The following is an 11,154-nucleotide window of genomic DNA, read 5'->3' on the forward strand; positions in this document are numbered from 1 at the left end:
CCGTACCTCCGTCACCCCGCTATCCTACCCCACCCTACGAAAGTTGAGGGTGGGGACAGCCGCGCTCACGTTCTATTCATCTTTGCATAACTTTACAAAATCGGTACGGGTAACATTCGCTACCTATGCTTCCCGATGATGACTTATTACTTCTCAAGAGTCCCTTCATCCCTACATCGGAGACTTTTTCATATACCCACCTCGCGGTCAAAGCGTAACATCTCTAAACTGCGATCGCCGTAGAGATCGGTGATATGATCCCGACAACAGTCGATGGCAAAGTCGTTTAACTCTTCCGGTTCAATCCCGAACATCTCCTGAAAGATATCCGCCTCCACCCGACAGAAGCGAGGGCGATGGGCATAAATGCGACATTCACGAGTCTCATGATCAAAATTGACACACCATCCGTCTTCCCCCACCATACTCAGATACTTGTCCAACTCCTCTGGAGTCAGATAAGTTTCTAATCCAGGGCGTTCTGTTGGGTCAAGATAACAGCATGCACCACATTGCTTTACACAACGCCAAGTTGCCATTGCGTTTCACCATAGCGATTAATTGCAGGTTTCTCTAGGATAACGGGTTTTCGTCTGTGGGATGGGGAATGATGAATGACGAATGACAAATGACATTTTTGTTGCGTTTTGTATAGTTTTGTTAATTTGATTAAAAAAACTGGGCAATTAGCCAGTAAAATCTAATCGGCAATTTTTAACGACACCATCCAAATTAAGTTAATCGGGAGGAGAGATGGATTTAAGCTTTTTAGGGAATATCAACTGGGAACTGATTGCTCAGCTTAGCGTGCTGGCTGCGATCGTGATTGCTGGTCCTGTAGTCATTTTTCTACTGGCTGCGTTTAAGGGAGATCTCTAGCCGTCTGTTTGTAGGGGGAGCATCTTGCTCCCTGATGCATTGAAGCTGGGGGAGCTGGGGGAGCTGGGGGAGCTGGGGGAGATAGGGAAGCCATGTGATGACAGTTGTAGGGGCGGGGTTGACAACTATCGTTTCTTTTGCACCCTTTCTCTAACTAAACCCGCCCCGACTAAATGACAAATGACCAATGACAAATCACAAGTTTAAAGCACGAGTCGCGGCTTTGATTAACTGATAATAGTGAGGTTGGGTAACATCCACCTGTTTAGCCTCGTCCCGATTGAACCCTAAAAGTCCGGTACGCTGTCCTTTTTGAATTACCAGAACTTTGCCTTGATCATTTTTAATTCGTAGTTCGTTTAATGATTCCCACAAGCTACAGGTATAACGGCGTTCATTGTGATGAAATTCGGCTTTTTTTATCGATGATGGGGCTGATTCACTCACCCGAATGCCGACTAACTCTAATTCAATTGTCACATTTCCATTCCAGGCATTATCTTTGAGTTTATAGGCAATATCTATATTCGAGGGTAGAGGGAAATATTCACCCCAACGCCACGCGATCGCACTCAGTTGCTTGGTGCCGTCTACCGTAGACAGGGTAAGCTTTACATGTCCTTTGCCCACGAGTTTTTGTTCCACCACTCGCACACCACCTGTCCAGAATATTGGGTCAGAATTACCAATCCCACAAGGATGCAATCGGTCAATTTGTTGGTATAGATTATAGCTAATTTGATTAAACTTCGCCTCGGCGTCAATGGAGACTAAGGGTTTAAGATGTTCGGGTTCTAAACATTGATGGGCAAAGTGACTGAGTTGAGTTTGAAACGCCGTTAAATTTTCAGTCGGTAAGGAAAAGCCTCCCGCCGCTTGGTGTCCACCGAATTTACCTAATAAATCGTGGCAAAATTGTAGGGCTTCAAAGACATGGAATTCTGGAATTCCTCGTGCGGAACCGCGAATCTGTTCGGGATTTTCGTCTTCATAGGTGCCAATAAATACCGGGACACCATACCGTTCCACCAGACGCGACGCCACAATGCCAATTACACCATGATGCCAATCCGGTTGGACAATGACGAGAACCCGCTGCTGTTGCCAGTTTAAGCCCTGCTGTTCAATCAGTGCGATCGCGTCTTTCTCGATTTTCTCACAGAGGTGCTGGCGTTTTTGGTTAATTTCTTCGCATTGCTTCGCCCGTTCTTTGGCAATTTCCCCATCGCTGGTGGTGAGGAGTTCAATCACGATTTGCGGATCAGCTAAGCGCCCCACGGCGTTAATTCTTGGTCCGAGTTTAAAGCCGATATCTTCCGGTTTCAGGGCGATTTGGTCTTCACTGACGCCTGAGTTTTGGATTAAAGCCTGAATTCCCGCCAGTTGAGATTTGGGTAAGCGTTGCAATCCTCGTTTTAACCAACGGCGGTTAATTCCATTTAAGGGGGCGAGATCAGCAATGGTACCGAGGGTAAACAGTTCTAGGAGTTGGCTAGTGAGTCCCTGGTGCTGACCTAAGTCTTGGGCGAGAGTAACAGCTAATATATAGGCGACACCGACTCCGGCTAAACTGCGATACGGGGAAGATTCGGGTAACTGTTTCGGGTTGAGAATGGCATCGGCTTCTGGGAGTTCAGGGGGAAGGTCGTGATGGTCGGTAATAATTACCTTAAGACCTAAGTCTACAGCGCGTGCGATCGCCTCATGGGCAGAAATACCATTATCCACGGTGAGAATTAGCCCTACGCCTTTATTAGCGAATTCTTCCACGATGCGAGTATTGATCCCGTACCCGTCTTTCATCCGGCTGGGAATCCCATAGTCCACATCCGCCCCTAACCAGCGTAATGCCCTCAGTAACAAGGCGGTACTGGTCATGCCATCGGCATCGTAGTCACCACAGATAGCTATTTTCTCATGTTCTGCGATCGCATCTTTGAGCATATCCACACTAATCGCCAAGTCAGGAAATTCATCAATCGGGCTGGGCATAACCTGGGATTCTGGATATAAATAGACCATGGCTTGGTCTACGGTATCGAATCCTCGGTTAATTAACACTTGACCCAGCAGGGGTGAAAGTCCTGTCCCTTGGGCAAGTTGGTTAGCTTTTTCCGGGTAAGCTGAGGCAATTTGCCATCGCTGATTGGGCAAAGTTTTTGGGGAAGGGGATAGGTCAGAACTGGATTGGCTGAACACGCTAACTTGAGCAATTACATTGGGGCTAGGGATAGTTTACAGCAGATTGGTCTTATGTCATTCGTCCTTGGTCTTATGTCAAACATCCGTTACCTGATTCTGCTTAATCGGGAAGAAACACAGATGAGGGCGTCTATAGGCGTGCAAGGCTTGCATTGGTGGAAAGTCGAGGTGTAGGGGCTGGTTTTCCTGATAACGTTGTGGCACAAACTGATAACTTGACTAAACCCGCCCCTTTTTTTCCTTTGGTATCTGTACCAAAGACCAAATCTGAATGATTTTCCTGATTAAGCTAATTTTGCCAAGACTGTGGCTAATTTACTACCCAATTGTTTTACCGCCGCTTGTTGCGTCTCATCAATCAAGTTCCCATTTTGATCAAATGCCTGATACGCATTAGGAATCGCTTTTTGATCCGGCAAAACCAACACGCCAATATTACCGAGAATGGCACGAACATGCACCAAACCCCGTAACCCACCTATTCCTCCGGGTGAGGTACTCATCAAGACAGCCACTTTATCCCGAAAACAGGAGAGGGCGAGAGGGGGTCCACCTGGTTCTGGACGAGATGCCCAATCAATGGCATTTTTGAGTAAGGGTGAGATAGAACTGTTGTATTCGGGTGAGGCGATGAGTAAGCCTTGATGGGCTTTCATCAGTTGCTTGAATTTGAGGACAGTTTCGGGAATGCCTTCTTTTTCTTCCGCATCTTGGTCATACAGGGGCATCGGTAAATCGCGAAGGTCTAGATAGGTGACTTGGGCACCGGCTTCTTTTGCTCCCGCAACCGCAATTTGTACTAATTTTTTGTTCCAGGAGGTTTCCCGGCTGCTACCTGCAAAGGCTAGAATTTTAGGCGCGTTTGTCATAATTTATTTTAATCCTTTTAGCCGCCAATATTGAGTTAATCTGAATCGATAGTTTAGGCATAAAATGGCGTCTTGTCAATCGTTTTACTGAAGTTAGCCAATTTAGAAGGGCTGATTGGTTTGTGAGGCATCAAGATGCTGCGATCGCGTCTTCCGCCGTCGCCACCATGCATCAATGGAGACGTCATTGAAACTATTGCCAGCAACTAAGATAAAAAACACCAGGCAATATACTAACTGACTCGTCGCTGTATCCCAGTTTTGGAGTAATGTCACCCCATACATCAGCACCACCATTAAGCCAAACCCGGTGACTAAAGCCGCTTGAGTCGCTAATCCCAGTGTCACCAGAAATCCGACTATAAATTCCACAATTGGCACAAGTAAAGCTGGGGCTCTGACTAAGGGTTCGGGAATAAATGTATCTTGAAATAAATCCACCATCGACTGGGCAAAGCCGGGAATATTACCGAGGCGGGTAAAGCCATGGTTAAAGAAGTTTACGCCTAAAACGATTCGCAAGAAGGTATAAGCGATGACAATATCTCGACGACGGAACCAGGGTGTTGGTTGATTTGGCATTTTGTTGATGGTTTAGAGTTGTTTGTACGGCGAAGATAGCGCAACTACGAACTAAGCTGGAGCTAACCATAAGGCGACATTCTTGACATAAGCCTGAATATCTGATAAAGCCTGCGGGTTTTGCTTCATCCCATTCCCAGGGGGTTCATCCACAAAGCTGGGACATCCTGTGGCAATATCCCAGTTGTAGTCAACGAGATGATGGAATGTTGATTGAGCCACAACTCGTCCGAGAAGATTGCCTTCGCGATCGCGAGTTCTCTCGACGGCGATCACGAGATTAAATTCAAGCCCGGTTATTTTGCTTTTACTTGTGGCAATAACTCGTGCATGATCAGCGTCATCGGGTACACCGATTCCGCCTTCATGAGGATGGGCGGGAAAAAGGGTAATCACACCCGTCGCTGATTCGGGATTTTTTAATAGGTTGTGAACGGGTACAATTGGGGTAATGGTTTGATAGTCTCCATTTCGACCTGAATGGTAATTGGGCCACAAAATCGATTGGGTTTCTACATCATCTGGGCAACAACGGGATGGATCAGGATCGGGTTGTTTGGTATGGAAATAATGAAAGATGCCAATCGATTTAAGGGGACACATCGACACCCCCATATCCTGGTGATCACGAGTCGCCAAAATCCCACCGCCTTGTTGATGAAAATGGCTAATCCCAGCACAGTCGTTGGTACTTAACCCATCGCCAACATCAAGGGCAAATAGCCAGAGTTGATCAAACTTATCTCGATCGAGAGTACTCAGCACTGGATCATCCCCATTAGCGTTGGGTTCCCTATCCCTCGCCGTTACTTCACACACCGGGTTTCCGGCTGCATCTGTGAGAGTGGTGAGATAGTTTCGTAATCGGGAAAAACGGGCGATTGTCCAATCGTCTTCCTCTGTCGATAATAAAGTTGTTTGTAAGAGAATGCGGATAGGCTGATGCATGGTAAGTTTTTCCAAAGGTAAGGATGGGTTTTACGATTATCCTCTCTTGCCTGCCCAAATGCCACTAAACTTGCCCTGTTCTTAGGGGCGTTTACAATTATCGTTTCTTTTTCGTCCCAATGCGACTAAACCCGCCCTTTTGAGAGGATTTAACCAAAAACTTTAGGTTTTCGGTTAGGCTCTTGATGGAGACGTTACCAATAGGGGTGTGGAGTAGTCCGGTTGGTGCGATCGCACACAAGCTTTGCTCATCCGATTCCTCTGATTACACAAGACTTTGACGGGTTTGCCAAGCCTCGACACCCTTATTTATCAGCCATTGCCACGGAACCCGTATTCGCGCTAAGATGTATGCCTCCCCCTCACCCATGGGGTTACCGGAATTCAGGGTAACCCCACCCCCCTTGATCTCCCCATGGTTACTCCATAAACTTAGGGCGCGATCGCTCCCTGAGAAGAATGGCATTATAGGATAGCGATGGTAAAAGATTCTCACCGACCAAGAAATGATGATATGGTTCTCGGCGGTCAAAATCCACCCCCGACTCAGGGCGTGGTATTGGGTGGTATTGCTGGGTTAAGGATGCGTTTAACCTCTCCTGTAGTGGATCAACGTTTGACAGCCATTACCGAAGCTACCGCCTATGGGGATGCAGGGTTAAATTTAGTCCTTCAAGCCTTTTTGCAAGATGAATCGCCACGGGTGCGACAAGCCGCCTATTTACTCCTGTGGGATAACACACAACCGTGGGTTAAACAAGCCATTCAACATTATGTCCCTGCGAATCGGGTTGCGTGGTGGCGGTTAAATGAAACAGAAGGGGACATCGCGGCGGATACTGTGGGGGGAAATAATGGTACGATTAAGGGCGCCACGCCGGTGACGATTGTTCCAGGTCGTATGGCGGGATTAGGAGGTGCAGGACATCCGGATGAGGTGAATCCAGATTCCTATCGGTTTGTCGAATTTGTTCTGCCTCAAGGGTTGGGGAGTGCGTTGCAATTTGATGGGGATGATTATGTGGAAATTCCCCATGGATCAGCTTTGAATTTTGGCGTTGGAGATTTCTCCATTGGTGTGGGAGTTAAGACTCGTAGTCGCGGACTTGAGGTGATTCTGGATAAGCGTGTGGAAACCTCTGGCTCGGTGCAAGGATATTTTTTACATCTGCATCAAGGTCGGTTGGGTTTACAATTAGCTGATGGCATTGAGTCAGCTTGGACAAATTATGATAGTCAGTGCTTAATTGCCGATGATCGCTGGCATTATCTGGTCGTAACTGTTGACCGAGATGCGACCGATGGGGGACGATGGTATGTGGATGGGATTGAGTTGAGGAATCGATTTAACCCAAAGGGACGACAGGGTTCGCTGAATAATTTTAAGCCTCTGCGATTGGGACGACGTTCAGATCATCCAGGTGCACCGGGATTCTTTCAGGGTAGGATGAGTGATGTACAACTGTTTAATCGATCGCTAGCCGCACCTGAAATTCAAGCAGTTTATCAAAGGGTTGGGGTTAAGGGAACGCGATCAGGATTTATTCATAAGTGATAAGTATGCGCTTTAATCAATCTAGAGACGTAACTATGATTATGATAGACCCAATTACCCAGCCGGAGATAATACAATATAATTATTAACGTTCTCGAACAGCATTTGCCAAAATTCCTAAAATTTTCTTAATATCATTCAGATAATACTCATCCAAATCAATTTCGATAACCTTTCCTTTAAGGCGCAAAAACTTCCAATTGGTTCCTGACGTGACTGCACCATAAATTTCTGATATCCCATTTCCCTCGCGGTCATTGAATATCTGAGCTGCTACCATTTCCGCTACACACTGCCCCAATCCACCGATAAGATTTTCCTTCTTTGCTTCTACCAGCGTAATCACTGGCGCATTGACAAATAACTGTTCCGGAGACTGGCTGATCAGAAAATCGCAAACTCCATTCAAGCCGCACTCTTTATCAATATCAAATTCAATTCCCGAAAATAAGTTGATCTGCTCTTGTAACTGTCTTCTAATGTCGATTAAAATTGGAGCAATAATCATTTCAGACCGAGCTTTTCCACTATTGCTGGCTAAAGCCAAGGGAATATTATAACGCAAAGTTTCTGTCAGTAAGGGGCTGGGTTCAAACTCAGTAACTTGACTGAACGTATTCATTTTTTCTACAGTAATTAAGTCAAAGTTTTTTTTGACTTTGGCTAACGTAAAGTCACTATATGACATTGGCATCAAAGATAAAAACCTGTAGGTTGGGTTGACGCGCCGAAACCAAACAAAATCTAAGGCAATATTACCTACTGCAAACTTCAATTTAGGCGTGTAATGTAATACCCGTTACTGAGGGCGGGTTTTGTTGATATATCGGACATCAACCGAATGACTCAACCCGCCTTGACCATAAGAATGGGGAATGGTGGACTTTTTTATTGCCAGCGTCCCACAACTACCCGCACTGTACCATCTTCTAACACGTCTTCTTCTTCGACATTAAATCCTTGTTCTTGCACAGAATGCAGTAACATTTTATGGGCGTACTTTTGATTGACGGAATTGACGAATTCTTTTTGGTTAATGCTCGCCCCCCAAAAATCGGCTACGAGTTCATACGCCTCTCCATGCTGGCGAAAGCCTAAATCGTAGCCATTAGACTGGCGAATCACATATTCGGCTTCTGTGGTATTTCCGTGATAGCCGCGTACTGAGGTATTGCATTCGACTTGATACCCCAACTCCTGCAACGTTTGATGCAGAATCTCGCCGTTTTTTATCTGAACATTGATGGTGGTGAAGTGAGACATAGTTTTCGAGGATGGTTAATGATAAATGAAGTTAAGGCAATGTTAGTGAGTTCAGCGTTTGTAGTAATCGATTCGAGCGTTTATGACGAAGACAGCGCAACTACGAACCCAAAGGAGTGTGTCATTGGAGTTAAGGCAATGAGTAGTTGGGGAAATTTATCTCTAGGGAAGGATGTAGGAGTGAGACTCTAGCCAGACGCGATCGCACATCTATTTTATTTAGTCTAAAGCATAACCGCAATTAGGAGGGTTCTCCATGAGACTTCGGATGATGGGTTTGGGTTTGGGTTTGGTGATGGTGCTTTTGCCCGCTTGTAGTATTTTCTCTGAAGATGAGGCGGCTTTGCAGCCAGAGGGGACAACGATTGGTCATGGTTCTACCTTAGGCGATGTGACGGAGGATACGAGTGAGGTTGTCGGTGAGATTGTCAGTGTGGATGGGGAAGTGAAGAAGGTTCTCGGTTCAGATACATTTAAGCTAGAACAGGAAGGACTGTTGGGGGGGAATGACGTTTTAGTGGTGAACGCGAATCCCGATGTCCCGATTAAAAAGCAAAATTGGGTGAGAGTCACCGGGGTGGTGCGTAAGTTTGTCAGTACAGAGATAGAGAAAGATTACAATTTAACCTGGGATTTAGATTTTAAAGAAACGATTAAAGCCGAATACGAAAATCAACCTGTGATTTTTGCCGAATCTGTGGAACTCTTAGCGGTGGATTGAGTGGGAGTTTGCCCATATAGCGGCTTGAGTGCGATCGCGTAGGTTCAATCGGCTTAAAATATGGGTAATATGGTTCTTCACCGTCTTCTGAGAAATATACAGAGTTTGGGCAATTTCTCGGTTATTCGCACCCGTGGCGATTAAGCGTAAGATTTCCTGTTCTCTGGGGGTGAGTTCATCCCAGGCGGTTGAGGAATTGGAGACAGAAGCAGGGATTTGCGTCCGAATCTTTTGACCAATTCCTGGTCCCAACTGAGTATACCCCTTATACACCGCCCGAATTCCTTGGGCTAATTCGTCGGGAGGTGTATCTTTGAGTAAATAGCCAGAGGCGCCATAGTGTAGGGCTTGAGTAACGTACTCATCATCGTCAAATGTGGTTAAGACCAATATTTTGATTTGGGGAAACCGTTGACAGATTTCCCGGGTAGCAGCGACACCATCCATAATCGGCATACGCACATCCATGAGAATAATATCAGGTTGTAGGGTTTCCAGTTGTGCGATCGCCGTTTCTCCATTATCCGCTTCTGCGATAACCTCTAAATCATCTTCAAATTGTAATAAGGCTTTTAAACCGCGTCGGACTAGATTTTGGTCATCAACCAGTAAGATTTTAATCATTTCAGGAAATGAGGGAGATAGGGGAGATAGGGGAGATGCATTCGTAGGGGCTCTCGCATTCGCGCCCAAATCTATCGGTTTTATACCAACATTTCAACGCGAATGCTTCGCCCAATCCCCAACCATTAATCCCCAATGACGAATGACGAATGACGAATGACGAATGACAAATGACGAATCACCACTCAACTATAACTTGACACCCTTGTCCTGGTGATGTGTTAATGGTAAGATGACCCCCTAATGCTTGGGTACGTTCGCGCATCCCTTGTAGACCAAAACCTGTGGTATTCTGCGTCACATCAAATCCTCTGCCATTATCCTGAATCATCAGATGAAACCGGGAATCTGTCCAAATCCGGATACTCACCTCTGTGGCTTTGGCATGTTTATAGATATTGGTGAGGGATTCTTGGATAATCCGATAACTCGCCATTTTCACATCGGGCGTCACCGGATGGGACAAATTGATTTGACAATCGGGTAAGATACCCGTAGACTTGTGGAATTCTTGGATTAAAGACGCGATCGCATCCTCTAGAGATTGCCCTTGTAACGGGTTAGACCGCAGGGTTGCCACGGATTGACGCACGTCTTGAAGCGCAGTAGCGGCGACTTGTTTGACTTCGATTAAAAAGTCTTTGGCTTCTGCGGGATTCGACTCTAAGAGTCGTAAGGCGGCTTCTAAGTGCAGGTTAAACGTAATCAGGGAATGTCCCAAGGAATCATGGATTTCCCTAGCAATACGATTCCGTTCCTGTAAGGTGGCAATATCTTCAATCCGCACCGCATAGCGCCGCAGTTGAGCATTTGCCTGTGCCAATTCTTCCCGACTGCGCCGTTCGGCTAATAAAGCATCGACTAACAACTGTAAGAAGACTAAGACTAATCCAAACACTACTATAGAACTTAAGAGGATAAATAGCCAACGTTCTGGCACCGCAAAATGTGGGGGGCGAAAGGGAGGGCGAGGGCGAAGGCGAAGACTGCGAGACTGAAATCGGTCAACTTCCCGCATTAGGAATAAGACAAAAGCGAATCCGGTAATAATTAAGCGGCTTTGTCGTTCAAAAATAAAACAGTTTCGGATAACTAAAATAATTAACATCAAGGGTAACATGCGAAGTTTACCCACCAGAGAAACAAGGAGAATTAAGCCGATTTCTACTCCGGTGTAAATCACCTTAACCGATTTCTGGGTCGGTAATCTCAACCCCATCAAACCAAAGACGGCTAAACCCAGCAGATTTAGGAAAGGGAAACGAGGGAGGTGGGGAAAGGGAAACCGCAGGAATTCAACAATAGCAATGATTCCCAGCAGAATCCATTCTAGATATAGAAGGAAGGGAATTGGATGTTTGGTCATTGGTGATTCGTTATTGGTGATTCGTTATTGGTCATTGGTGATTCGTTATTGGTCATTGGTTATTGGTCATTGGTTATTGGTTATTGGTTATTGGTTATTGGTTATTGGTTATTGGTTATTGGTTATTGGTTATTGGTTATTGGTT

The 11,154-nt window shown here is 45.8% G+C and carries 14 protein-coding genes; 3 read left to right on the forward strand and 11 right to left on the reverse strand.

What is annotated here, in order from left to right:
- Positions 1–188 precede the first annotated feature (188 nt).
- Positions 189–539: a YkgJ family cysteine cluster protein gene (locus tag ACLGGO_RS33620; RefSeq protein ID WP_446359397.1), complete on the reverse strand. Its 351-nt coding sequence runs from the start codon at positions 537–539 to the stop codon at positions 189–191.
- Between the two features lie 214 nt (positions 540–753).
- On the opposite strand from ACLGGO_RS33620, the gene psb30 reads away from it, so the two are divergent.
- On the forward strand, positions 754–879 hold the full coding sequence (gene psb30, locus ACLGGO_RS33625) for a photosystem II reaction center protein Ycf12/Psb30 (RefSeq protein ID WP_446359398.1): 126 nt from the start codon (positions 754–756) through the stop codon (positions 877–879).
- Between the two features lie 195 nt (positions 880–1,074).
- On the opposite strand, the gene recJ is transcribed toward psb30, so the two are convergent.
- From recJ to ACLGGO_RS33655, 6 genes are all read right to left on the reverse strand, one after another.
- Positions 1,075–3,078, reverse strand: a complete 2,004-nt coding sequence (recJ, locus tag ACLGGO_RS33630) for a single-stranded-DNA-specific exonuclease RecJ (protein ID WP_446422571.1) — start codon at positions 3,076–3,078, stop codon at positions 1,075–1,077.
- A 78-nt stretch (positions 3,079–3,156) separates the two neighbouring features.
- Positions 3,157–3,285, reverse strand: a complete 129-nt coding sequence (locus ACLGGO_RS33635) for a hypothetical protein (RefSeq protein WP_446422572.1) — start codon at positions 3,283–3,285, stop codon at positions 3,157–3,159.
- Between the two features lie 80 nt (positions 3,286–3,365).
- Positions 3,366–3,950, reverse strand: coding sequence for an NADPH-dependent FMN reductase (locus tag ACLGGO_RS33640; RefSeq protein WP_446422573.1), 585 nt, complete (start codon positions 3,948–3,950; stop codon positions 3,366–3,368).
- 102 nt (positions 3,951–4,052) lie between these two features.
- Entirely contained in the window at positions 4,053–4,532 is a 480-nt protein-coding gene (locus ACLGGO_RS33645; RefSeq protein WP_446422574.1) for a DoxX family protein, read from the reverse strand.
- Positions 4,533–4,583: 51 nt separating this feature from the next.
- The gene (locus ACLGGO_RS33650) at positions 4,584–5,480 is read right to left on the reverse strand and encodes a hypothetical protein (RefSeq protein WP_446422575.1); all 897 of its coding nucleotides are present in this window, start codon (positions 5,478–5,480) and stop codon (positions 4,584–4,586) included.
- 265 nt (positions 5,481–5,745) lie between these two features.
- Positions 5,746–5,946 (reverse strand): hypothetical protein, encoded by a 201-nt coding sequence (locus ACLGGO_RS33655; RefSeq protein WP_446422576.1) that lies wholly within the window; start codon positions 5,944–5,946, stop codon positions 5,746–5,748.
- Positions 5,947–5,958: 12 nt separating this feature from the next.
- Here ACLGGO_RS33655 and ACLGGO_RS33660 point away from each other — a divergent pair, with 12 nt between their 5' ends.
- A complete protein-coding gene (locus ACLGGO_RS33660) occupies positions 5,959–7,035 on the forward strand; it encodes a LamG domain-containing protein (protein ID WP_446422577.1) in 1,077 nt (358 codons plus the stop codon).
- A gap of 85 nt (positions 7,036–7,120) precedes the next feature.
- On the opposite strand, the gene ACLGGO_RS33665 is transcribed toward ACLGGO_RS33660, so the two are convergent.
- Positions 7,121–7,723 (reverse strand): hypothetical protein, encoded by a 603-nt coding sequence (locus tag ACLGGO_RS33665; protein ID WP_446422578.1) that lies wholly within the window; start codon positions 7,721–7,723, stop codon positions 7,121–7,123.
- A 200-nt stretch (positions 7,724–7,923) separates the two neighbouring features.
- On the reverse strand, positions 7,924–8,298 hold the full coding sequence (locus ACLGGO_RS33670; RefSeq protein ID WP_446338577.1) for a DUF1257 domain-containing protein: 375 nt from the start codon (positions 8,296–8,298) through the stop codon (positions 7,924–7,926).
- A 256-nt stretch (positions 8,299–8,554) separates the two neighbouring features.
- On the opposite strand from ACLGGO_RS33670, the gene ACLGGO_RS33675 reads away from it, so the two are divergent.
- Positions 8,555–9,019, forward strand: coding sequence for a hypothetical protein (locus ACLGGO_RS33675; protein WP_446338578.1), 465 nt, complete (start codon positions 8,555–8,557; stop codon positions 9,017–9,019).
- Here ACLGGO_RS33675 and ACLGGO_RS33680 read toward each other — a convergent pair.
- Positions 9,005–9,643 (reverse strand): response regulator, encoded by a 639-nt coding sequence (locus tag ACLGGO_RS33680; RefSeq protein WP_446338579.1) that lies wholly within the window; start codon positions 9,641–9,643, stop codon positions 9,005–9,007. The genes ACLGGO_RS33675 and ACLGGO_RS33680 overlap by 15 nt on opposite strands.
- A gap of 178 nt (positions 9,644–9,821) precedes the next feature.
- Positions 9,822–11,009: a sensor histidine kinase gene (locus ACLGGO_RS33685; RefSeq protein ID WP_446338580.1), complete on the reverse strand. Its 1,188-nt coding sequence runs from the start codon at positions 11,007–11,009 to the stop codon at positions 9,822–9,824.
- Positions 11,010–11,154: the final 145 nt, after the last annotated feature.

It is taken from the genome of Coleofasciculus sp., from assembly GCF_046565525.1.
Classification (GTDB): Bacteria; Cyanobacteriota; Cyanobacteriia; order Cyanobacteriales; family Coleofasciculaceae; genus Coleofasciculus.

What these genes read in the sequence shown, in the direction of transcription:
- ACLGGO_RS33645 (WP_446422574.1), bottom strand. Translation starts at nt 4,532, where the DNA reads ATGCCAAATCAACCAACACCCTGGTTCCGTCGTCGAGATATTGTCATC.
- ACLGGO_RS33675 (WP_446338578.1), top strand. Translation starts at nt 8,555, where the DNA reads ATGAGACTTCGGATGATGGGTTTGGGTTTGGGTTTGGTGATGGTGCTT.
- ACLGGO_RS33685 (WP_446338580.1), bottom strand. Translation starts at nt 11,009, where the DNA reads ATGACCAAACATCCAATTCCCTTCCTTCTATATCTAGAATGGATTCTG.
- ACLGGO_RS33665 (WP_446422578.1), bottom strand. Translation starts at nt 7,723, where the DNA reads ATGTCATATAGTGACTTTACGTTAGCCAAAGTCAAAAAAAACTTTGAC.
- ACLGGO_RS33680 (WP_446338579.1), bottom strand. Translation starts at nt 9,643, where the DNA reads ATGATTAAAATCTTACTGGTTGATGACCAAAATCTAGTCCGACGCGGT.
- ACLGGO_RS33640 (WP_446422573.1), bottom strand. Translation starts at nt 3,950, where the DNA reads ATGACAAACGCGCCTAAAATTCTAGCCTTTGCAGGTAGCAGCCGGGAA.
- ACLGGO_RS33650 (WP_446422575.1), bottom strand. Translation starts at nt 5,480, where the DNA reads ATGCATCAGCCTATCCGCATTCTCTTACAAACAACTTTATTATCGACA.
- ACLGGO_RS33655 (WP_446422576.1), bottom strand. Translation starts at nt 5,946, where the DNA reads ATGCCATTCTTCTCAGGGAGCGATCGCGCCCTAAGTTTATGGAGTAAC.
- ACLGGO_RS33670 (WP_446338577.1), bottom strand. Translation starts at nt 8,298, where the DNA reads ATGTCTCACTTCACCACCATCAATGTTCAGATAAAAAACGGCGAGATT.
- ACLGGO_RS33620 (WP_446359397.1), bottom strand. Translation starts at nt 539, where the DNA reads ATGGCAACTTGGCGTTGTGTAAAGCAATGTGGTGCATGCTGTTATCTT.
- ACLGGO_RS33660 (WP_446422577.1), top strand. Translation starts at nt 5,959, where the DNA reads ATGGTAAAAGATTCTCACCGACCAAGAAATGATGATATGGTTCTCGGC.
- psb30 (WP_446359398.1), top strand. Translation starts at nt 754, where the DNA reads ATGGATTTAAGCTTTTTAGGGAATATCAACTGGGAACTGATTGCTCAG.